The organism is Arthrobacter sp. S39 (genome assembly GCF_004320525.1).
Lineage (GTDB): Bacteria > Actinomycetota > Actinomycetes > Actinomycetales > Micrococcaceae > Arthrobacter.
The window spans coordinates 357,342-379,010 of sequence record NZ_SIHX01000003.1 but is presented as its reverse complement, the minus strand read 5'-3'; the positions used below and the strand labels follow the sequence as shown (position 1 = coordinate 379,010).

At 64.7% G+C, this 21,669-nt stretch carries 22 protein-coding genes; 10 read left to right on the top strand and 12 right to left on the bottom strand.

From position 1 onward, the window contains the following. Window positions 1-163 precede the first annotated feature (163 nt). The 4 genes from EYS21_RS08160 to EYS21_RS08145 are packed head-to-tail and all read right to left on the bottom strand — an operon-like array spanning window position 164 to window position 4,235. Window positions 164-934: an ABC transporter ATP-binding protein gene (locus tag EYS21_RS08160; RefSeq protein WP_131132693.1), complete on the bottom strand. Its 771-nt coding sequence runs from the start codon at window positions 932-934 to the stop codon at window positions 164-166. Further along, window positions 931-1,977, bottom strand: coding sequence for an ABC transporter ATP-binding protein (locus tag EYS21_RS08155; protein ID WP_131132692.1), 1,047 nt, complete (start codon window positions 1,975-1,977; stop codon window positions 931-933). Before EYS21_RS08155 ends, EYS21_RS08160 begins: the two co-directional genes overlap by 4 nt. Beyond that, window positions 1,974-2,942: a branched-chain amino acid ABC transporter permease gene (locus EYS21_RS08150; protein ID WP_131132691.1), complete on the bottom strand. Its 969-nt coding sequence runs from the start codon at window positions 2,940-2,942 to the stop codon at window positions 1,974-1,976. Before EYS21_RS08150 ends, EYS21_RS08155 begins: the two co-directional genes overlap by 4 nt. Window positions 2,943-2,951: 9 nt before the next feature. Further along, complete coding sequence (locus EYS21_RS08145; RefSeq protein ID WP_207307715.1) at window positions 2,952-4,235, bottom strand: branched-chain amino acid ABC transporter permease; 1,284 nt, start codon at window positions 4,233-4,235, stop codon at window positions 2,952-2,954. A gap of 502 nt (window positions 4,236-4,737) precedes the next feature. On the opposite strand from EYS21_RS08145, the gene EYS21_RS08140 reads away from it, so the two are divergent. Further along, complete coding sequence (locus EYS21_RS08140; protein WP_131132689.1) at window positions 4,738-5,658, top strand: Bax inhibitor-1/YccA family protein; 921 nt, start codon at window positions 4,738-4,740, stop codon at window positions 5,656-5,658. A 96-nt stretch (window positions 5,659-5,754) separates the two neighbouring features. Here EYS21_RS08140 and galK read toward each other — a convergent pair whose 3' ends face one another. Genes galK through EYS21_RS08125 form a run of 3 tightly spaced genes read right to left on the bottom strand, consistent with a single transcriptional unit; the run spans window position 5,755 to window position 8,980 of the window. Beyond that, the gene (gene galK / locus EYS21_RS08135; RefSeq protein WP_131132688.1) at window positions 5,755-6,942 is read right to left on the bottom strand and encodes a galactokinase; all 1,188 of its coding nucleotides are present in this window, start codon (window positions 6,940-6,942) and stop codon (window positions 5,755-5,757) included. Further along, a complete protein-coding gene (galT, locus tag EYS21_RS08130; RefSeq protein ID WP_131132687.1) occupies window positions 6,939-8,102 on the bottom strand; it encodes a galactose-1-phosphate uridylyltransferase in 1,164 nt (387 codons plus the stop codon). The genes galK and galT overlap by 4 nt, the downstream gene beginning before the upstream one ends. Beyond that, entirely contained in the window at window positions 8,099-8,980 is an 882-nt protein-coding gene (locus tag EYS21_RS08125; protein WP_131132686.1) for a DeoR/GlpR family DNA-binding transcription regulator, read from the bottom strand. Before EYS21_RS08125 ends, galT begins: the two co-directional genes overlap by 4 nt. 139 nt (window positions 8,981-9,119) lie before the next feature. Here EYS21_RS08125 and EYS21_RS08120 point away from each other — a divergent pair, with 139 nt between their 5' ends. From EYS21_RS08120 to EYS21_RS08105, 4 genes are read left to right on the top strand one after another with little or no spacing between them, the layout of a single operon-like run. Then, complete coding sequence (locus tag EYS21_RS08120) at window positions 9,120-10,079, top strand: aldose 1-epimerase family protein (RefSeq protein WP_131132685.1); 960 nt, start codon at window positions 9,120-9,122, stop codon at window positions 10,077-10,079. Between the two features lie 39 nt (window positions 10,080-10,118). After that, on the top strand, window positions 10,119-11,489 hold the full coding sequence (locus EYS21_RS08115) for an AI-2E family transporter (RefSeq protein WP_131132684.1): 1,371 nt from the start codon (window positions 10,119-10,121) through the stop codon (window positions 11,487-11,489). A 3-nt stretch (window positions 11,490-11,492) separates the two neighbouring features. After that, window positions 11,493-12,731, top strand: coding sequence for a threonine ammonia-lyase (ilvA, locus tag EYS21_RS08110; protein ID WP_131132683.1), 1,239 nt, complete (start codon window positions 11,493-11,495; stop codon window positions 12,729-12,731). Between the two features lie 9 nt (window positions 12,732-12,740). After that, the gene (locus EYS21_RS08105) at window positions 12,741-13,346 is read left to right on the top strand and encodes a rhomboid family intramembrane serine protease (protein WP_131132682.1); all 606 of its coding nucleotides are present in this window, start codon (window positions 12,741-12,743) and stop codon (window positions 13,344-13,346) included. Window positions 13,347-13,424: 78 nt separating this feature from the next. Here the strand turns inward: EYS21_RS08105 and greA are convergent, their stop codons facing one another. After that, entirely contained in the window at window positions 13,425-13,919 is a 495-nt protein-coding gene (gene greA, locus EYS21_RS08100) for a transcription elongation factor GreA (RefSeq protein ID WP_131132681.1), read from the bottom strand. 153 nt (window positions 13,920-14,072) lie between these two features. After that, window positions 14,073-14,531, bottom strand: a complete 459-nt coding sequence (locus EYS21_RS08095; protein WP_131132680.1) for a DUF4307 domain-containing protein — start codon at window positions 14,529-14,531, stop codon at window positions 14,073-14,075. Between the two features lie 106 nt (window positions 14,532-14,637). Between EYS21_RS08095 and mca the strand changes: the two genes are divergently transcribed. Both mca and EYS21_RS08085 read left to right on the top strand, forming a co-directional pair. Then, entirely contained in the window at window positions 14,638-15,543 is a 906-nt protein-coding gene (gene mca / locus EYS21_RS08090; RefSeq protein WP_131132679.1) for a mycothiol conjugate amidase Mca, read from the top strand. 102 nt (window positions 15,544-15,645) lie between these two features. Further along, complete coding sequence (locus tag EYS21_RS08085) at window positions 15,646-15,987, top strand: hypothetical protein (protein ID WP_131132678.1); 342 nt, start codon at window positions 15,646-15,648, stop codon at window positions 15,985-15,987. A 53-nt stretch (window positions 15,988-16,040) separates the two neighbouring features. Here the strand turns inward: EYS21_RS08085 and EYS21_RS08080 are convergent, their stop codons facing one another. Continuing rightward, window positions 16,041-16,682: a hemolysin III family protein gene (locus EYS21_RS08080; protein WP_131132879.1), complete on the bottom strand. Its 642-nt coding sequence runs from the start codon at window positions 16,680-16,682 to the stop codon at window positions 16,041-16,043. Window positions 16,683-16,913: 231 nt separating this feature from the next. Between EYS21_RS08080 and EYS21_RS08075 the strand changes: the two genes are divergently transcribed. Beyond that, window positions 16,914-17,675, top strand: a complete 762-nt coding sequence (locus EYS21_RS08075) for an isoprenyl transferase (RefSeq protein ID WP_131132878.1) — start codon at window positions 16,914-16,916, stop codon at window positions 17,673-17,675. A gap of 238 nt (window positions 17,676-17,913) precedes the next feature. Then, window positions 17,914-19,344, top strand: coding sequence for a PhoH family protein (locus EYS21_RS08070; protein ID WP_131132677.1), 1,431 nt, complete (start codon window positions 17,914-17,916; stop codon window positions 19,342-19,344). A gap of 208 nt (window positions 19,345-19,552) precedes the next feature. Here the strand turns inward: EYS21_RS08070 and EYS21_RS08065 are convergent, their stop codons facing one another. Both EYS21_RS08065 and EYS21_RS08060 read right to left on the bottom strand, forming a co-directional pair. Next, entirely contained in the window at window positions 19,553-20,200 is a 648-nt protein-coding gene (locus tag EYS21_RS08065; protein ID WP_131132676.1) for a GNAT family protein, read from the bottom strand. A 21-nt stretch (window positions 20,201-20,221) separates the two neighbouring features. Next, on the bottom strand, window positions 20,222-21,016 hold the full coding sequence (locus EYS21_RS08060; protein ID WP_165478279.1) for a hypothetical protein: 795 nt from the start codon (window positions 21,014-21,016) through the stop codon (window positions 20,222-20,224). 59 nt (window positions 21,017-21,075) lie between these two features. On the opposite strand from EYS21_RS08060, the gene EYS21_RS08055 reads away from it, so the two are divergent. Continuing rightward, entirely contained in the window at window positions 21,076-21,633 is a 558-nt protein-coding gene (locus EYS21_RS08055) for an A24 family peptidase (protein ID WP_131132675.1), read from the top strand. The last annotated feature ends 36 nt before the right edge of the window (window positions 21,634-21,669 follow it).

Genomic DNA, 21,669 nt, shown 5'->3' with positions numbered 1-21,669 from the left:
CGCTTCCGCAGACAGCAAGAAGCCCCCGTCCGATCCAACGGACGGGGGCTTCTTGCTGTGCTCAGTTTGGTCGGACCCACCCCCGCTAGCCCGGCGGCAACAGAAAAGGGCCGCCGCCGGCATCATTCACCGGCGGCGGCCCTCTTGTGCAGGGCGGGGGGAACTAGTCCTGGTCGGCCAGGGTCCCCAGGTAAAGCTGGATGACCTTGGGGTCCTTCATGAGCTCCCTGCCCGTGCCTGTGTAGGCATCCCGTCCCTGGTCAAGGACGTAGCCGCGGTCGCAGATCTGGAGGCAGCGGCGCGCGTTCTGTTCCACCATGATCACTGACACGCCGGCCCGGTTGATCTCGTGCACGCGAAGGAACGTTTCATCCTGCTTGACGGGGGAGAGCCCGGCGGAGGGCTCGTCCAGCAGCAGGACAGCCGGGTCCATCATGAGTGCCCGGCCCATGGCCACCATCTGGCGCTCACCGCCGGACAGTGAGCCCGCACGTTGGGCCCGGCGTTTCCCGAGTTCAGGGAAGAGGCTGGTGACAAAGTCGAACCGCTCCGCGAAGTCCTTCGGCCGCTGGAACATGCCCATCTGCATGTTTTCCTCAATCGTCAACGCCGCGAAAACGTTGTTGTTCTGAGGTACAAATCCCACGCCCTTGGTGACGAGCTTGTTGGCTTTCAGCCCGGTGATGTCCTGCCCGCGCACCACAACAGTGCCCGAGTGGACCTTCACCAGGCCGAACATGGCCTTGAGGAGCGTGGACTTGCCAGCGCCATTGGGGCCGATGATGCCGATCAGTTCACCCTTGCGGGCTTCGATGCTGCAGCCGTTGAGGATGTTCACGCCCGGGAGATATCCGGCCACCAGGTCCTTAACGGTGACAACTGCGTCATCAGTGGGTGCTGGCTGTGCGGACGGAGCCGTGCTCGTGGCGCTCATTCCGTACCCCTTTCTTTGAATCCGGGCTTTTCACGGTCCTCCTGCTTGAGTTCCGGCGCCACAACGTCGACGGCAATGATGCCGGCATTTTCCGTGCCCACGATCGATTCTTCGTCAGCCTCAAGTTCAGCCTCGAGCTCCTTGATGCCCTCGGCGTCGCCGAGGTCAACGTCGTGGTGGGCGCCGAGATAGGCGTCGATGACTGCGGGGTTCTTCATAACATCGCCGGGTGGACCTTCGGCCACCACCTTGCCCTCGGCCATGACCACCACCCAGTCGGCGATATGCCGGACCATGTGCATGTCATGCTCAACAAACAGCACCGTCATCCCCTCGGATTTGAGGTTCTTGATGTGGTCCAAAAGTGACTGGGTGAGCGCAGGGTTGACCCCGGCCATTGGTTCGTCCAGCATCACCAGCTTGGGACGCACCATCAGCGACCTGGCCATCTCAAGGAGCTTTCGCTGCCCTCCCGACAACGAAGCGGCGTAGTCGTCCTTCTTGGCGTCCAGCTTGAACTTTTCCAGCAGTACTTCAGCCTGGGCCGTGATCTCCTTTTCCCTGACGCCCCAGATGTTCTTGAAGAGGGCCTTGGACAGGCTTTCGCCGGGCTGGTTGGACGCGCCGAGGCGCATGTTCTCCATGACCGTCAGTTTGCCCATCACTTTGGTGAGCTGGAAGGTGCGGACCATGCCCATGCGGGCAACCTTGTACGAGGAGACTCCGGCGAGGCTGTTGCCTTCGAACTGCCACTTCCCGGAGTTCGGGGTATCGAACCCGGTCAACAGGTTGAAGAGCGTTGTTTTGCCGGCCCCGTTGGGGCCGATCAGCGCCGTGATTTTGTGGCGCGGGATTTCGAGGTATTCCACGTCCACGGCGTTGATGCCGCCAAAGGTGCGGGTGACGTTTTCGGCCACCACGATGGGATCGCGTTTCTTGCAGCCTGGTGCCGTTTCGCCGAGTGCAATGGGCCGCTGGTCGGTCATGTAGTCGACGTTTTCCTCCGCGGAACCCGCGGCGGGATTTTCGCTGTGCTTGCTCATGCGAACGCCAGCTCCTTTTTATTGCCAAAGACGCCCTGGGGCCTGAAAATCATCAGCAGCATCAGGGCGATGCCAACGAGGATGTAACGCAACTGCCCGGCCTGCACGGTGTTGAGCCAGGTGACTGCCCCGGATTCGATCAGGCCGTAGAGGATTCCCTGGGTCAGGGACAGCACCACCCAGAAGATCATGGCGCCGACCACGGGGCCCAGGACGGTGCCCAGGCCGCCGAGGAGCAGGCAGGTGTAGAGGAAGAACGTGAGTTCTGTGCCGTAGTTGGCTGGCTGCACCGACCCGCGGGGGAGAGTGAAGACCATGCCTGCCAGGGCGCCGAGGACACCGCCGATGATCAGGGCCTGCATTTTGTAGGAGTACACGTTCTTGCCCAGGGACCGGACCGCGTTCTCGTCTTCACGGATGCCCTTGAGGACGCGTCCCCAGGGGCTGCGCATCAGGAGCCACACCAGCAGGCAGCAGATGATCACAACGCTCCAGGCGACCACGCGGATGAAGAAATCGCGGTTGTTCATGCCCAGGTAGGACCCCTCGGGGAACGGGTTCATGGCGTAGAACCCTAGCTCGAAGGCGGCGAGGCCGTCGGCTGAGCCGGTGACATCGGTGAGCTGGTTCGTGGTGACGATGTAGCGGACGATCTCTGCCGCCGCGATGGTGACAATGGCGAGGTAGTCGGCGCGCAGCCGGAGTGTGGGTATGCCCAGCAGCAGGGCGAAGATGGCAGAGCAGACCACCGCGATGAGCAGCCCCATAAAGAACGGGACACCAAAGGTGAGCGTCGAGATGGCGAAGCCGTAAGCGCCGACCGCCATAAAACCGGCCTGCCCGAAGTTCAGCAGCCCCGAGTAGCCGAAGTGGACGGCAAGGCCCAGGGCGGCAAGTGCGTAGGCAGCGGTTGTTGGAGTGAAAATTTCGCCGAAAGCGCTGGCAAGGATGAATCCAAAGTCCATGTCCGTCTCCTAACCCACGCGCTCGCGACGGCCCAGGATGCCCTGCGGCCGGAACAAGAGGACAACAATCATGATGAAAAGTGCTCCCACGTATTTGAGGTCTGCAGCGAGGCCGACCACTGTAGTCAGCTCGACGAAGATGCCGACGATGATGGACCCGATCAGTGCGCCCCAGACGGTTCCGAGGCCGCCGAGGGTGACGCCGGCAAAGATGAGCAGCAGGAGCTGGGACCCCATGTCGAACGTGACGCCGGGGCGGTAGTAGGCCCAGAGAATGCCACCCAGGGACGCCAGCATGCCGCCGGCCACCCAGACGATGCGGATGACGTTGTCCACGTCGATCCCGGATGCGGCTGCCAGGGCGGGATTGTCGGCCACTGCCCTGGTTGCCTTGCCGAGCCGGGTCTTGAGCAGGATAACGCCGAGGATGGCGATGACGACGGCACTGATGACCAGTGACCAGAGGTTGTTGGGGGAGATGGACACCGGGCCCAGCTGGATTTCCGGACTCTGTGCGAACGGCAGCTGCTGCGTGGCGCCACCGAAGTTGAACTGGATGATGTACCGCACGGCCAAAGCGAGACCGATGCTGACAATCATCATCGGGACCAGTCCGGTGCCACGGTGCCTGAGCGGCTTCCACAGCCCCGCGTCCTGGACGTAGCCAAAGAGGCCGCCGCCAAGCAGCGCCAAAACGATGGCCAGCCAGAAGGGCATGCCAACCGCGTTGAACGTAAACACCAGGACCGCGCCGAGCGTGACCATCTCGCCATGGGCGAAGTTTGTCAGGCCGGTGGTGCCGAAGATGAGCGATAGCCCCACTGCTGCCAGGGCCAGCAAGAGGCCAAAGCTAAGACCTGCCACGAGGCGGTTCAGCAGGTTCTGTCCGAAGTCCTGCTGTTGGACCACGATGCCTTTGCCGAAGGCGAAAATGACTGAAAGGTTCGACGTCTGGCTGAAGGTCACTGAGCGGGGGTTCTCCTGGCCATCGGCCAGCTTGATTCCTTCCGGCAGGGTGGACTCATCCAGTTCGATTTCATACGTACCTTGTTCGGGGACTCCGATGTTCCACGAGCCGTTCGCAGCCGACTTCGTGGTCCCGGTGAAGTCGCCGCTCTTGGCGGTGACTGTGACATTTGCAAGCGGTGCCCGGGTGTCATCCCGCAGGAAGCCGCTGATGTTGTTCTGGAAAGTCGTATTCGACGGGGATGGTGTCGGTGACGGGGAAGTGGCCAGTGATGCCGGTGCAACGACGAGCAGGATTGCCATGACGGACGCAGAAATGGCCCCCATCATTCTTAGCAATCCGACGCGCCGCCGGTGCGGCAGGCCTTTGGATGTACTTCTCAAATTGAAAAACCTCCACTTGGGGGTGGTCTCGGCTGCGCCATTGCAACCGCTGCGAACGTAGCCGGGACAGACAGTGATGCGGTACTGACATCGGGAAACGCTGTGATTCTGTGATTTCCGTCACCCGGCTTGGCCTTATGTTACAGCGCCCGGGACGCAATAAATGCCGCCAAAAGCGGCCGCGGGGTCGCGATCGGATAACAACTGTGTAGCGGCGCACCAGCACACCTTTAGCAGTCCTAAAGAAACTTTTGTTGATCCACGGTATTTCTTAACAGTTCGCCGGCTGCGAAGGGGGAAGGACCGTGTCCGGAAGGCAACGCCCCATGTCACAGTTGGGTTGCGTCCGCAACGGCCGGGGAACTTTTGGCGGTGCCGGACCGTGGAAATTGGTAACGTGAATCATAAGGTTCAACACCGACCCCTTACTTGGAGGACACCAGCAATGGCACTTGGCGGAAACCCGATCTTCAACGGAAAGAATTTCCGTGGAGCAACGCAGGCGCCGCCTGTCCCGCAGGCGCCCTACGGACAGGCCCCTTACGGCCAGCAGCCCTATGGCCAGCCGTACGGACAGCAGTCGTTTGGCCGCGCGCCCGGCCAGGTTATGGACGGCCAGGGCGGCTACGCCCAGCAGAACATGACCAACGAGCAGCTGCAGCAGATGTACAACCAGCCGGCTGCGGGCCCCGCAGACACCGGCCGGATGACTTACGACGACGTCATCATCAAGACAGCAGCCTGCCTCGGAGTGCTGCTCGTCGGCGCCGCGGTGACATTGTTCGTCAGCATGGGACTCGCGAGCCTGCTGATGATCGTCGGCGCCCTGGGCGGCTTCGTCCTGGCGCTCGTCAACACGTTCAAGAAGCAGCCGTCGCCGGCGCTGATCCTGGCCTATGCAGGCCTCGAGGGTCTCTTCCTCGGCGGACTGACCCGCGTCCTGGACACCATGTACCCGGGTGTCGGGCTCCAGGCTGTCATCGGCACGCTGTCCGTCTTCACCGTGACGCTGCTCCTGTTCAAGAGCGGCAAGGTCCGGGCTACCCCCAAGGCCATGAAGTTCTTCATGATCGCTTTGGCCGGCTACGCCCTGTTCTCCCTGGTTAACCTCGTCATGATGATGACAGGCCTGACCACTGAGCCCTTCGGTCTGCGCAGCGGCATCATTGGTGTGGTTATTGGCGTCCTTGCCATCGGCCTGGCCGCGTTCTCCCTGGTCATGGACTTCACCAGCATCGAGGCAGGCGTCCAGAGCGGCGCTCCGCAGCGCTTCTCCTGGACCGCAGCGTTTGGCCTGACCGTCACCCTCGTGTGGCTCTACGTGGAAATCATCCGCTTGCTCGCCATCCTGCGGGGCGACGACTAGCACCCAAGCCGGCATCCGCCGTCGTACGTTCAACACATAAGGAGAGGGTCCCCGCGCACCAGGCGGGGACCCTCTCCTCTTTTGTCCGCGGGCACCCTAGGAAAGGCGCATGGCTCCGGCGGCAGGGGTGACGGTAAAGATGTCAGGAGCCCGGTAGCCGGCCGCCGCGAACGCACGTTCGACGGCGGCGCGCACCTGGTTCTCTGCGTCCACCGGGGTGAGCGCAATGGCCGCCCCGCCAAAGCCGCCGCCGGTCATCCGGGCGCCGATCGCCCCGTTGGCACGCGACGTCGCTACGGCCAGGTCCAGTTCCGGACAGGAGATTTCGAAGTCGTCGCGCATGGAGGCGTGGCTGGCATCCAGCAGGGCGCCGATGGAGCCGGGGCCCTCGCTCGCCAGCAGCTCGACTGTCTGCAGCACACGGTCGTTTTCCGTGACCACGTGGCGTACGCGCCGGTAGGTGACCTCGTCCAGAAGCCCGGCGGCTTCTTCGAGATCGTCCACCCGGACGTCGCGGAGCGCCTTGACGCCCAGGACCTCGGCTCCCAGTTCGCAGGAGGCCCGGCGGGAGGCGTAACCTCCGTCGGCGTGGGAGTGGGAGACCTTGGTGTCGATCACCAGCATCACCAGGCCGGCAGGCTCGGCTTCAAAAGGAACCAGCTGGACACTCTGGTCGCGGCAATCAAGGAACACGGCGTGACCCTTGGAGCCGCGCAGTGACGCCGACTGGTCCATGATGCCCGTGGGGGCGCCCACGAAGTCGTTTTCCGCCCGCTGGGTGGCGAGGACCATTTCCTCGGGTTCGAGCGCGGCGCCCGTCAGATCGTTGAGGGCTGAGATGACCGCGCACTCGATGGCGTGGGATGAGGAGAGGCCGGCGCCGAGGGGGACATTGGAATCGAGCAGCAGGTCCAGGCCCGGAACTGCGATTCCCCGCTCCTGCAGGGCCCAGATGACACCGAGCGGATACTTCGTCCAGCCTTTGGCGGCAGCGGCGTCCAAGGTGCCGAGGTTGGCACTGACGACGCCCTGGTCACCGTACGTGGACAGAAGCCGGACCGCAGAGTCCGCCCTGGCTGCGATGGCCACCCGGGCCGTCTTGTCGATCGCGAACGGAAGCACAAAGCCTTCGTTGTAGTCGGTGTGTTCGCCGATCAGGTTGACGCGGCCCGGTGCCTGCCAGACGCCGTCGGGAAGCCTGCCGAACTCCCGCTCAAAGCGGGCGGCAAGGTCCGCCGTGCTGGGCGGTGCCTGTGTTGTCAGCGGATCGGGTGCGGCGCTCACGCGTGTGCTCCTTCAGATAGGGCCCCCAGGGGGAGGGCTGTAGCGGCGGGGGTGGACTCCGGGACGGTCACGGCGCGGAGCCGCTCCGCCACGCTTTCGGGGGTGGTGTCGTTGATGAAGGCGCCCATCGCGGCTTCGGATCCGGCCAGGTACTTGAGCTTGTCGGCCGCCCTGCGCGGTGACGTCAGTTGGAGGTGCAGGTAGCCTGCAGGGCGCAGGAGGTCATCGAGCGGGGCCTGGTGCCATGCCGAGATGTACGGCGTGGGCGTGGGGTACAGGGCGTCGAGCCGTTTGAGCAGGTCCAGGTAGACATGCGCCAGTTCGTCCTTTTCCTCCCCGCTCAGGGCGGCCAGGTCGGGCACCTGCCGGTGCGGCACCAGGTGGATTTCGAGCGGCCAGCGGGCGGCGAAGGGAACATAGGCGCTGAAGTTTTCACCCTCCATCACCATCCGGCTCCCGTCCTCCCGCTCGGACCGCAGGAGCGACCCCGTGAGGGTCTGCCGCCCGTCCGACTTATCGTAGAACTTCCGTGCCGCGGCGCCGAGGACCCCGGCCCTGGGTGTGACGTACGGGTACGCGTAGATCTGCCCATGCGGGTGGTGGAGGGTCACGCCGATGTCAGCACCCCGGTTTTCAAACGGGAACACCTGCTTGATCCCCGCCAGGCTGCTGAGCGCTTCGGTGCGGTGTGCCCACGCCTCCACCACCGTCCGCGCCCGGGCCTCGCTCAGTCCGCTGAACGATCCGGTGTGGTCCGGGGTGAATGACACCACTTCGCAGCGCCCGTACGCCGGGCCGGTGGTTCCCCATTCAGGGGCGGCCGGCACGGGTCCCACGGCGGGTCCCAGGGAAGGGAACCGGTTTTCAAACACCACCACGTCGTAGTCCGGCGCTGGTATCTCTGAGGGATTGTTCGCTGTGGTGGGGCAGATGGGGCACTGGTCCGCAGGCGGCAGGTGCGTTCGGGCCTGCCGGTGGGCGGCCACGGCCACCCATTCGTCAGTGAGGGCATCGAACCGCACTTCGCCTGGCTCGCCGCGCTCCGGCAGGGGCCGGCGGTCAGTTGTGGTTTCCGCAGTGCGTGGCTTCGGCGTTGCCGCGTCGTCGAAATAGATCAGCTCCCGGCCGTCGGAAAGCTTGGTGCTGGTGATACCTGTCATGGCGTTTTTCCTTTGGGTGCTGGTGGCTGGGATTGCCGTGTGTCGCCGTCCGCGTGGGCGGTGGCTGGTTCCGCAGGGCCGTCCCGGCCGTCTGGAATCCTTGCCGTCCGGACTTCGGGAACGTCTTGTCGGAGGGCGGTCAGGGAGGCCGGGCTGAGTCCGCTGTCCGTCACCAGGGTGTGGATGGCGGACAGGGGGCATATGCCGGCAAGGCCAATAAGGCCGTACTTGCTGGAGTCCGCGAGGACAACGAGCCGCCCGGATGCTTTGACCATGGCGGCGTTGACCTCGGCTTCGAGGAGGTTGGGCGAGGTCAGTCCGGCGTGGTGATCCAGCCCGTGGGCGCCCATAAAGCAAAGGTCGGCGGCAACGGTGTTGACGGCCCGGACGGTCAGTGGCCCCACGAGCGCTTCGGATGGAGTCCGTTCCCCGCCGAGTACCAGAGTACGGATGCCCCCGTCCTCCCCGGCGGGATCCGCAGCAGCGAGCGAGTTGGCCACCATGACCGAGTTGGTGGCTACGGTCAGATCGAAGTTCCGTGGCAACATCCGGGCCAGTTCAAACGTGGTGGTGCCGCCCGAGATAAGCAGGGTCATTCCGGGCCGGACCAGGCTAAGGGCTTCTGCGGCGATGGCAGCCTTGGCGGCCAGCCCCCGCGTGGACTTGCTGGCAAACCCGGGTTCCAGTGCGCTGAAGCTGTCCGTCCTGGCCGCTCCGCCATGGACGCGCAGGACCAATCCGCCGGCGTCGAGGACATCGATGTCCCGGCGGATGGTCATTTCGGAGACGTCCAGGCGCGCAGCCAGGGTGGCCACCCGGACTGTTCCCTCGCTGTGGACCTCCTGGAGGATCAGGTGTTGCCGTTGTGCCGCGAGCATTAGATCCTCCTTCCAGCCGTGCCTCGCCGTCGTCATCACAATTATTGCACGCTTCGCTCAAAAAGGAATAGTTTCAAACAAAAGATAACAATTACCGGGTGTTGGGACTGCCGGCGCCGCGCGATGTACGGTGGTGCCCATGACAACAGGTTCAATCCCGGATACCAGCGCCCCTTCCGAGTTCCGGGCGTACGCCAGCGGGCGGCAGTACGAGCTCAGGCGCGGTGACGCGCTCGCCGTCATTACCGAGCTGGCCGCCGGCCTGAGGCTCTACAGCAGGGCCGGTGTGCAGCTGACCGAGACCTACGGCGACGCGGAGATTTCTCCCGGAGCCGCCGGCATTACCCTCGCCCCGTGGGCCAACAGGGTGGAGGACGGTGTCTGGTACCTGGACGGCAAGAAACAGCAGCTGGACATCACCGAGATGTCCCGGAACAACGCGAGCCACGGACTCCTCCGGAACGCCGCCTACAGCCTGGTGGACGAATCGCAGTACTCCGTCACCCTCGAAGCGACGGTCTTCCCCCAGCATGGCTACCCGTTCCTGGTCCGGCACCGCGTGCAGTACCTGTTGGCGGAGGACCTTGGCCTGGTGGTCCGGCAGACGCTGGCCAATGATTCCAAGGCGCCGGCCCCCTTCGTCCTCGGCGCCCACCCCTACCTCCGGCTCGGCGATACGGACCTGGATGAACTGCAGCTGACGGTGTCCGCCGACACCCGGCTTGTCGCCGATGAGCGGCTGATTCCACGCAGCGCGGAACCGGTCAGCGGAGACACGGACCTCCGTGCGGGCCGGCGGGTGGGAAACCTGGACATCGACGTCGCGCTGACGGACATAAGGTTCGACGGCGGGGTGGCCCGCCACACGCTGACCGCCCCGGACGGCCGCGGCGTCAGCCTGTGGCAGGACGAAACGTGCGGCTACGTCCATGTCTTCGTCACCACGGACTTTCCCGGCAGGGCGCGGGCCGTGGCGATCGAGCCCATGACGGGACCTGCCAATGCCTTCAACTCCGGTGACGGGCTCCGCTGGCTTTCGCCGGGTGACAGCTTCACCATGGCCTGGGGGATTGACGCCACCGTGGGACATGCCGGGTAGCGGTTTCCCATAACCCCGCGGCTGGGGAAGTATTAGGCTATGACGCCAGCCGAGGACGCCACCCCGACCCACCGATCCGCCATCCCCCAGCAAGGCAGGCCCGCGGCAGACCCTGCAGGCCGTGCCGACGCTGTCCCGCCGCTGCGCGTGCTGGCGGACCGCGAACTGGACCGCGACATCCCTTACGGTGTCCGCATTGCGGCGTCGTGGGCGTGGCGGCTGGGACTCATCCTGTTGGTGGGGGGCGCGTTGATCTGGCTCCTCAGCCGGATCAGTTTCCTCATCATTCCTGTTATGGTTGCGGCCCTGCTGGCCGGGCTCCTCAGCCCCATCGTCGGCTGGCTCAGGAACCGCCGCCTTCCCAACGGCGCCGCAGTGGCCGTCACGGTCCTTGGTTTCCTCGGTCTCATTGGCGGGTCCCTGGCGCTGGTGGGACGGCAGCTTGTGGCGGGGTTCAGCGAGCTGTGGAGCGAGGCGCTGGCCGGGATCCAGCAGATCCAGGGCTGGCTTGCGGAGGGGCCGCTTCACCTGTCTGCTGCCCAGATCGACCAGTATCTGCAGGAGGCAACAGCCGCGCTGCAGAACAACAGCAGCAGCATCCTGAGCGGCGCCCTTTCGTTCGGAAGTACTGCGGGGCATTTTGCCGCCGGGCTGGTCCTCGCGTTGTTTGTCCTGATCTTCTTCCTCCTTGAAGGTGACCGGATCTGGGCGTTCCTGGTCCGGCTGCTGCCGAGGAAAGCCCGGGCCGCCGCGTTCGGGGCGGGCCGCAAGGGCTGGGCATCCATGGTCAGCTACGCCCGTATCCAGATGTTCGTGGCTTTTGTGGACGCCGTGGGAATCGGTGTGGGTGCCGCCATCATCGGAGTTCCGCTGGCGCTCCCGCTGGGTGTGCTGGTGTTCATGGGCTCCTTCATTCCCATTGTCGGCGCCCTGGTCACCGGAGCCGTGGCTGTGCTGCTCGCCCTCGTCGCCAACGGCTGGGTGAACGCGCTCATCATGCTGGGAATCGTGCTGCTCGTCCAGCAGCTGGAAAGCCACATCCTGCAGCCGCTCGTGATGGGCAAGGCCGTTGCCCTGCATCCCGTCGCCGTGATCCTGGCCGTGGCGGCCGGTTCCTACCTCGCCGGAATCCCCGGTGCCCTGTTCTCGGTCCCGATCCTGGCTGTAGCAAACTCGGCGATTCGCTACATCGCCGGCAGAACGTGGGAACATGAACAAGTGCTGGCAACCCCCGGAGGGCCGGTGACGGTTGGCGCCGGCGAGGACAACACCTTCAAGGACGTCCGACTGCCCGGCCGCAAGCCCAGGAGCGGCAAGGAAGCTGCAGCCAGCACAAACGCACACAATCCGGAGGCCCAGGCCAGCACCGCAGGCCAGGGCACCGGAGCAGAATCCGTCAAAGGAGAATAGTCCGTGAACATCCTCGAAACCCTTCCCGTCACGCTGGACGATGTCCTGGAGGCGCAGAAGCTGCTTGAGGGGATTATTACCAGGACACCCGTGGAATCGTCGCGTGCCCTCGGCAGCATGGTGGGCGGGGAAGTCTTTTTCAAGTGTGAAAACCTGCAGCGGGCCGGATCATTCAAGGTCCGGGGAGCCTATGTCCGGATGGCACGGCTGTCCCCGGAGGAAAAGAAGCGCGGGGTTGTTGCGGCCTCCGCCGGCAACCACGCGCAGGGTGTGGCTGTTGCGGCAAAAAGCCTCGGCATCAAGGCACGCATCTACATGCCACTGGGTGTAGCCCTCCCCAAGCTGGCAGCCACCCGCAGCCACGGCGCGGAGGTGATCCTGCACGGCCACAATGTTGACGAGGCGCTGGCTGAGGCACAGCGCTACGCGAATGAATCCGGAACCGTTTTTGTCCACCCCTTCGACAACGTGGACGTGGTGGCAGGCCAGGGCACCATCGGCCTGGAAATCCTTGAGCAGGTCCCCAACGTCGACACCATCCTCATGGGCGTTGGCGGCGGCGGCCTGCTGGCCGGCGTCGCGGTTGCCGTGAAGGCCCGCGCCCGTGAACTGGGACGGGAAATCCGCATCATCGGCGTCCAGGCGGAGAACGCAGCCGCGTACCCGCCGTCGCTGGCGGCCGATGCGCTCGTTCCGCTGAAGAAGGTCTCCACCATGGCCGACGGCATCGCCGTGGGCCGGCCCGGCCAGCTGCCGTTCAGCATCATCCGCGAGCTGGTCGACGATGTGGTCACAGTCAGCGAAGATTCGCTGGCCCGAGCGCTGATTTTCCTGCTCGAACGCGCCAAGCTGGTCGTGGAGCCCGCCGGCGCCGTCGGGGTTGCCGCCCTGATGGACGGCAAGATCGAGAATCCCGGCACCACCGCGGTGATCCTGTCCGGCGGCAACATCGATCCAATGCTTATGCTCAAGGTCATCCAGCGCGGCCTGTCCGCCGCCGGCCGCTACATGACCGTACGGATGATGCTGGATGACAGGCCAGGCTCCCTCGCCACCATCGCCAGGATCATCGCCGAGAACGACGCCAACGTGACAGGGCTTGACCACACGCGGGTGGGCGGCTCCATCAGTATGGGAGACGTGTCAATTACCGTGAATCTTGAAACCAAGGGACATGAGCACTGCGAGCAGGTCCTCGGAGCACTCCGGGCCGAGGGCTTCCAGCCCATCGTGGTGCATTAAGGGGCAGTCATGCTTGATGCACTGGGGGACGGAAGGCCAAGAAGCCGCGAAACGACGGCGTCCCGCGCCAAGGGCGGGATCCTGGTGGTGGGCGGGTTCGTCGTCGCCCTGTTTGTGATCGAGATCGTCAACATGCTGACCCTCCATTCGCTGAACAGGACGTTCGGACTGCGGCCGCGGAGCCTGGACGGGCTCCTGGACATCTTCACGTTCCCCCTGCTGCACGCGAGCCTGAACCACCTGCTCTCAAACACCCTGCCGCTGATCATCTTCGGATTCCTGGTATTTCTGTCCGGACTGCGGGTGTTCCTGACGGCGCTGGCCTTGAGCTGGCTGGGTTCCGGGCTGACTGTTTGGCTGATCGGCGACGGCGGCGTTACCGTGGGCGCATCCGGACTGGTCTTCGGACTCTTCGCGTTCCTGCTGGTGCGGGGTTTCTTTAATCACAGCTGGCGCCAGATCCTGCTGGCCGTCGTGCTGTTCATGGTCTACGGCAGTATCCTGCTGGGCGTCCTGCCCTTCGTGGCGGGATACATCTCGTGGCAGGCGCACCTGGGCGGGGCCGTGGGTGGCGTGGCGGCTGCATTGCTGATGCGGCCCCGGCGCGGAGTCTAGGAACGCCAGGGCGGACGTAAGCAGACGTCAAGAGCCGGCCACCTTACGGTGACCGGCTCTTGACGTGAGAACTGACTCTTAGGCGGCGTAAGGCCTGGCCGAGAGGATCTCCACCGTGATGTCCTTGCCGTTCGGCGCCGTGTAGCTGAGGGTATCGCCCTCTTTATGGCCCACGATCGCAGCGCCGAGCGGTGACTTTTCGCTGAAGACATCAATGTCGGAGTCGCCGGCGATTTCGCGGGACCCGAGCAGGAAGGTCTCTTCGTCACCGGCGATCTTTGCCACCACGATCATGCCGGCTTCGACGATTCCGTCGTCGGCGGGAGCTTCCCCGACGTGGGCGTCGCGCAGCAGCGCCGTGAGCTGGCGGATGCGGGCCTCGATCTTGCCCTGCTCTTCCTTGGCCGCATGGTAGCCCCCGTTTTCCTTGAGGTCACCCTCCTGGCGGGCTGCTTCGATCTTCTGGACAATTTCCGCCCGGCCAGCGCCGGAAAGGTGGTCCAGCTCTGCCGTCAGGCGGTCAAAAGCTTCCTGTGTGAGCCAGGCTGCAGGCGCGCTGTTGGTGGTCGACACGGACTTCTCCTCTTCGGTCATACATGCAAAAGACCCCGCCACGGTGGCCACTTGTGGAACTCAGTAACCAGCTCAGCGGGGTAAAGGTATTGCTCCATTGTAGTCAATCCAGTGGACATAACCCAACAAGCAAGCGGCGCAGATCACATTCCGCTATTTGCTGCCGTCCGGAATCCAGCAGCTGTCCACTATCCCGGACACGGACAGCGACTCGGTCTTCAGTACCGTGCGCTGGGAAATGGTCCGGCCGCCATCGGCAGTCGCCTCAGCCTCGCCCGGCGGGATGTCCACTACTTTCCAGCCCACCACTGCATACTTGGAATCCAGCGCTTTCACGGCGCATTTGACGGCCGTTCCCGGCTCCCGGGTGACTTGGAAGTCCACTTCGGCCTGGGTGGCGTCCGTAGTGCTGTAGCCGATGTCCTTGAACGTCACGCTGGAGGTGGCTGAGGACGTGGATACCCAAGCCATAAAGCCGATTCCGGCGGCAAGTGCACCCGCCCCGATGATGCGCTTCGTGTTGCGGGACAAGGTCCGCTTTTGACGGCCATAACGATTGGCTAGGCTAGTGTCTGCTGGCGCGGAAACGGCGGGCTGATCCTGGGAAGTCACCAGTCCAGTTTAGTGCGTATCCAGGTCCGGGTTCTCCGGACCAGCCAGCCCCACCAGTACAAGCGGCCAGCACAGCGGCTACAGAACATAAAGGAGCCGTCCACCGATGACAGCGTCCAGCTCCACCCAGGCCCCGCTCCGGCTGCTTGCCGTCCACGCCCACCCGGACGACGAATCCAGCAAGGGCGCGGCGACCATGGCCATGTACGCGGCCTCCGGCGTCGATGTCATGGTGGCCACGTGCACCGACGGGTCCAGGGGCGATATCCAGAACCCCGCCGTGGAAGGCGAACCCCACCCGAAGAGGGACATGGCGGGCGCGCGACGGCTCGAGATGGGTCAGGCGGCCAAGGTGCTGGGCATCCGGCAGCGCTGGCTGGGCTTCGTGGACTCGGGCCTTCCCGAAGGCGATCCGCTGCCGCCGCTGCCGGCAGGCTCGTTTGCCATCCAGCCGCTGGAACGCGCCGCCGCGCCGCTCGTGCGCCTTGTCCGGGATTTCAAGCCCCACGTGATCATCAGCTACGACGAAAACGGCGGCTACCCGCACCCCGACCACATCATGGCCCACCGGGTGGCGGTGGAAGCCTTCGACGCGGCCGGCGACCCGGACCGCTACCCGGATACCGGGGAGGCCTGGGAACCCAGCAAGCTGTACTACGACCGCGCGTTCAGCCCGGAACGGTTCCGGGCCCTGCATTTCGCGCTGGAGGAAGCCGGCCTGCAGTCGCCGTATGCGGAACGGCTCGCCGCCTGGCTTGAGACGGACGCCGAAGGGCACACGCCTCCGCCCGCCGGCCATCCCACCACTACGCAGATCGACTGTGGCGACTACTTTGAAGCCCGGGACGATGCCCTTCGCGCCCACCGGACACAGGTGGACCCGCTGGGCTTCTTCTTCGCCGTCGCCCCGGAGATGCAGCGCCGCGCCTGGCCGTGGGAAGACTACTCCCTGATCCAGTCCCGGATCCCCGCGGAGCTGCCGGAGAAGGACCTTTTCGCCGGGCTAAGATAGAGGCAGCAGGCAATTTCTATGCCGCGTAGAAGAGTGGCCCGCAGGGGCCGGATCCTCCGCCGGCGGCCGGATGCCTATCAGTTTCCATAGAAGGTTTATACAGTGCATCACTTGCTCCTCGCCCTGGCCACCACACCGTCGCCGCTGCCCACCCCCTCCCTGCGTGAGGGCGTATCAGAGGACCAGATCACCCCCGGCCTGTGGGGCTTCATCATGACGGCCTTCTTTGTGCTGGCCACCACCTTGCTGATCGTGGACATGGTGCGCCGCATCCGCCGGGTCCGGTACCGTGCGCAGGTGGAGGAGGAACGCCTGGCGGCAGCAGCAGCCGCGGATGTTGAGGCGTCCGACGCCCATGACGGGATGGCAGGCCCGGAAAGCGATGCCGGGGTAGACGGGGACGGGCAGGCCCCGGCCCCCGACCGTTCCCGGCCACGGGACTAAGGCAGCCCGGGCTCCGGACACCTGCCGGGTCCAGGACCTGGGTCGCCACGGCGTCAACTCAGGACGGCGATAACAATGGCGGTGAAATGCGCGGCGAAGGCCAGCACCGTGAGCGCGTGGAACAGTTCGTGGAAGCCGAAGTGCTCGTAGCTGAAGTTTGGCTTCTTGAGGGCGTAGAAGACGGCGCCGGTGATGTAGAGGATCCCGCCGACGCAGATCAGGATGGCAGCGGGAACACTGGCCGCAAAAAACTCCGGCAGGTAGAACAGCGCACCGCAGCCCAGCGCGATGTAGATCGGCACGTACAGCCAGCGCGGCGCATGCGTCCACAGCAGCCGGAACAGCACACCCAGGATGGCGCCGGACCAGATGACCCAAAGCAGCAGCACCGCCTTGGGCCGCTCCAGCAGTGACCAGGCAAGCGGTGTGTAGCTGCCCGCGATGACCAGCATGATGTTGGTGTGGTCGAGCCGCTTCAGGACCATCCTGACGCCGGGAGACCAGTTGCCGCGATGGTACACAGCACTGATACCGAAGAGCATGACGCCGGTGGCGGCGTAGACGGCGGACGTGATTTTGCGGTCGGCCGTGGGGGCCAGCAGGACCAGGACAATCCCGGCGGCCAGGGCCAGCGGTGCAGTGACAGTGTGGATCCAGCCACGCCATTTGGGTTTGATCATCATGAGCTCGGCCAGACGGACAGCGGCTTCATCGACGGGGCCGGCCCCGCCCTCCGGCGCCGGTCCTGGCTGGCTGTCTGGAGTCTTGGTGTTCATGGGTCCAGAATAACCTACGCTTCAGTAAGTTACTCATCGGTAACATTTGCTGTCCGGTCATACGGTGTCCCGGCACCGTGCTCCCCGCCGCGGACGGTAGCCTAGGATGTGCAAGCGTCGTACAGCAAGGGAAGTCAGGTGAGTCTCCGCGTGGAATTGCCCGGCTTCCTCTATGGCTTCTACGAGCGCAGGCTGCTCAGGGATCTTGCCGGAGACCGCATCCCCAGGCACATCGGCGTCATGGTGGATGGCAACCGGCGCTGGGCGAAGCAGTTCAACGCGCCCACCAGCCAAGGCCATCAGGCTGGAGCGGACAAGATCCACGAGTTCCTCGGCTGGTGCCAGGAACTCGGCGTCAAAGTAGTCACCCTGTACATGCTGTCCACGGACAACATGTCCCGGTCCAGCGAAGAGCTGGACCTCCTGATGGGGATCATCGCCAACACTCTGGACCGCCTGGACGATGACGCGAACATCTCGGTGCACGCCATGGGTGCTCCGGAACTGCTTCCGGACTACCTCGCTGAACGGCTCAACAAACTGACAGCCCGGACGCCCGTGCGGGAAAAGATCCACGTCAACGTCGCGGTGGGCTATGGTGGGCGCCGGGAGATTGTTGATGCGGTCCGGGAGCTGCTCCATGATGCGGTTGCCAAAGGCGCGGACATCTCCAAGCTGGCCGACAGCCTGAGCGTTGATGATATTTCGAGCTTCCTTTACACGCGTGGCCAGCCCGATCCCGATCTGGTGATCCGGACCTCCGGAGAGCAGCGGCTGTCCGGCTTCCTGATGTGGCAAAGCGCCTACAGCGAGTTCTATTTCTGTGAAGCACTCTGGCCTGCCTTCCGCAAAGTGGACTTTCTCCGTGCCCTTCGCGACTATGCGGGCCGGCAACGGCGCTTCGGCACCTGAGCCGGCGCCGTTCACGCGGAATTCACATGGCTGCAACAGGAATCGCCGAAGGATGAAGCCGGAAATTACTTGGTGTGGATTTACGTTGTAGCTATCAGCAGGCAAAACCGCCGGCTGATCGGGGAGGCCAGTACATGGAGCGAATTGTCGCACCGGTTGTATGGGAGGCCGAGCCCGGCCTCCAGGCCGAGCCGCCTCACCAATAACAATTCCGGGCATGCCCGGGGCTGGAGTCGATGTGGCTATTTCTGAACAACTGCCCGAGCTCGTTTTTGATCAGGGACAGAAAGCTACCTCTCGCGCCACGCGAGCCACCTCAACAACCGGTGCAGCAGACGAAAAGCCTGCGGCCGGTTTTGCTGTTTCCGGAGGGGGAACCACCATCAGCAGTTTCGTCATTGACACATCCGTCCTGCTCTCTGACCCGCGGGCGCTGCTTCGCTTCGCCGAGCACGAGGTCATTGTTCCGATCGTGGTTATCAGCGAACTGGAGGCCAAACGGCACGACCCCGAACTCGGATACTTCGCCCGCAAGGCCCTGCGGCTCCTCGATGACCTGCGCGTCAAACATGGCGGCCTGAACCGGCCCATCCCCATCGGCGACGACGGCGGCACCCTCCTGGTGGAAATGAACCACATTTCCGCTGAGGTGCTTCCCTTGGGCTTCAGGAGCGGCGACAACGACAGCAGGATCCTGGCTGTGGCCAAGAACCTCGCCAACGAAGGCCGGAACGTCACCGTGGTCTCCAAGGACCTGCCGATGCGCGTCAAGGCCTCCGCGATGGGGTTGACGGCAGACGAGTACCGCAATGAACTGGTGAAGGACTCAGGCTGGACCGGCGTCGCGGAAGTGGAGGCCAGCGAGGACGAAATCTCCACCCTCTACGGCCACGAGCCCGTCTTTATCCCCGCGGCCGCGGAAATGCCCGTCAACACCGGGCTGGTGCTTCTCTCGAACAGGGGTTCGGCCCTGGGCCGGGTAGGCGCCGACAAGCAGGTCCGGCTCGTCAAGGGAGACCGGGACGTTTTCGGCCTGCATGGACGCTCGGCGGAACAGCGGCTGGCCATCGACATGCTGATGGATCCCGCCGTCGGAATTGTGTCCATCGGAGGCCGGGCGGGTACCGGTAAGTCCGCGTTGGCCCTCTGTGCAGGCCTGGAGGCTGTCCTGGAACGCCGCGAGCACCGGAAGGTCATCGTGTTCCGGCCCCTGTACGCCGTTGGTGGGCAGGAGCTTGGCTACCTGCCCGGCTCCGAGCAGGAAAAGATGAACCCGTGGGCCCAGGCTGTCTTTGACACCCTGGGCGCCCTGGTCAGCCAGGAAGTCGTGGAGGAAGTCATGGACCGGGGCATGCTGGAAGTCATGCCCCTGACCCACATCCGCGGTCGTTCCCTGCACGACGCTTTTGTGATTGTGGACGAGGCCCAGTCCCTGGAGAAGAACGTGCTCCTCACGGTCATGAGCCGCATCGGGCAGAACTCCAAGATCGTCCTCACCCACGACGTCGCCCAGCGCGACAACCTGCGCGTCGGCCGGCACGACGGCATAGCCGCCGTCGTTGAAACCCTCAAGGGCCACCCGCTCTTCGGCCACATCACCCTCACCCGCTCCGAACGCTCACCGATAGCAGCCCTGGTAACAGAACTGCTCGAGGGCGCCGAAATCTAGCCAGCGTTTGGTTCTCGAGGGGCCGTGGTCCAGTTCGTCGGGCCACGGCCCTTCTCCGTCGCTTAGACACGGCGCATAGGGGCCCCTGCGGTCGCTGAGCGACCTCCGGTTCCCGATGCGCCGCGATGCGCTCCTACGAGAAGGCCCGTGGACCTCCTCGTGCGGCGGTGCGGCGACGTGCCGCCAACTTACGGGACCCAGCCACGACTCAGCCAACCCCGAGGAACGACGCGGCGGGTTCGTGGCCCTCTACTTGGAGGGTCCAGTCAGGTCGCTTGAAAGTTGCCGGTGTGAGGCGGATCTTTTGGACGTCTTCGACCTTGTCGCCCCAGGCTGTCCTGGTGATGCCGTTGAGTTCGTAGCCGAGCGCGCGGGACACACCCAGGGAGGCGGCGTTCCAGGCTGCGGCTTCTGATTCGGCAACTTCCGCTTTGAGCCAGTCAAAGGCGTAAAGCACGACGGCGGCGCGCATCTCCTTGCCGAGTCCCAGGCCCTGAACGGACTGCTTGAGCCAGGAGCCTGTGGAGACAGTTTTGAGTGCGGCGAAATTCTTGGCGCCGATGTCCTGACAGCCGACAAGGAGGCCTTCGTGCCAGATGCCCAGGACCAGGCTCCATGATTCAGGCGTCGACTCTGCGCGGCAGCGCCAATGCCACCTGGCCATGTTCGGTCCGAGCTCCTCGGCGGGCACCTCCGCCCAGGGGGTGCTGAAGGGGCTCTTCCCGGGCTCATGGATTCCACTCCGGGCCGCAGCCACCGCAGCCGGAATGTCGTCGTCCGTGATGGGCCGCAGCACCAGCCGGGGTGTGGTCAGCGTGAGGCTGAAAAGCGGCCAGAGGGAAGACAGTGCGGTCATCAGGGAAGCTTAGCCGACGGCTCAGGCAGTGACGTCCCAGCTGATGTGGCGGCGGACGTCCGTGAGGTTCATCGACTCCGCCAGGAATAGATCATCCAGCATGTATTCGTCGACTGCGATGACCCGAAGCCAGTGCCCGTACTCCGGTGTTGCCGATTCCAGGGACTGGCTGGCCACGCAGACCCCCGTCCCGACGTCGATCCGGACCCGGTTGGTGCCGGGCAGGCAGAGCGGCGCTCCGGGGTCCGCCGGGTGGTAGGCGGACGTTGGTGTGACCTCGGCCTCAAGGGCTGGCCGCCCTTCGTGGTCGACGCGGCGCACATCACTGATTTCCATGGCGTTGTTGCCCGGAAATTCCAGCGGGACAGGCGCATTGCCTGCCAGCTCAACGGGGTCGAGGGCGGCGGAGAAGCGGCCGTTGCCAAATCCCGGCTCGCCGTAGGCGGCCTCAGGGCGGCGCCGCACCAGGCCGCCGTCGTCGTAAACGGGCGCCACAAGGTGCGGCGGCAGCAGCCACGATTTCCGGGTGGCGCTGACGTAGAACCCGTCTTTGGAGTCGTTGATCCCCGTAGTGCTGTGGAGGACGAGTCCGTCGGAGGTTTCGAGGCGGAGGGCTCCCGGCCGGCGCAGCCAGGCACGCACCAGCGGTGCCGACGGGTCGGGGGCGGCGGTAAACGGTTCATCCCAGTACTCAAAGCGGAGGCTTTGCCATTTCCATGGTGAGGACCGGCAGAGGTTGCGGAACACCGTGGTCAGGTCAGCGGGCGAGCCGCCGCGGTCCGGATCCGGCCGGCGCCTGGTGTCCCATGTCGACATATCCACAGTTTACGCGTGGGCCCTCCGGCAGGAAGGGAAAATCCAGTAGCATCCGAGGAGTGATCCGACGACTGGACGAACTTTGGGAAGCAGCCCCGCTGGCCTTCTGGCTGGTCCTGGCGGCGTGCGCGTATTTTGCGGTGATCGCTGTCCGGCTCACCATTATTGACGTACGCCATCACCTGTTGCCCAACCGGATCGTCTTTCCGTCCTACGCCGTCGCCGGCGTCCTGCTGGCTGCCGCTGCGGTTGTTCCGGCGGTGACCGGGGCCTGGACACTGCCGGCCGGGCCGGATGGCGCTGCGGCCCTGTTCGGGGTCCCGGCCCTGCGCATCATCGCCGGGGGAGCGGTCCTGTGGGCCTTCTATTTTGTGCTCCGGCTGGCCTATCCGCCCGGCATGGGTTTCGGCGATGTCAAGCTGGCAGGCGTCCTGGGCATGTATCTCGGATATCTGGGCTGGACACATGTTTTTGCCGCGACTTTTGGGGCGTTCCTGCTGGGCGGCCTGTGGAGCCTGGCCCTGCTGGCAGCCCGCCGGGGAACACTGAAATCATCCATCCCGTTCGGTCCGTTTATGTTGGCGGGCGCGGCCGCCGCGATGCTGCTGCCGGCCTGACCCGGTCCGCATGCCGTGCCGGGTCCGCCCGGCCAG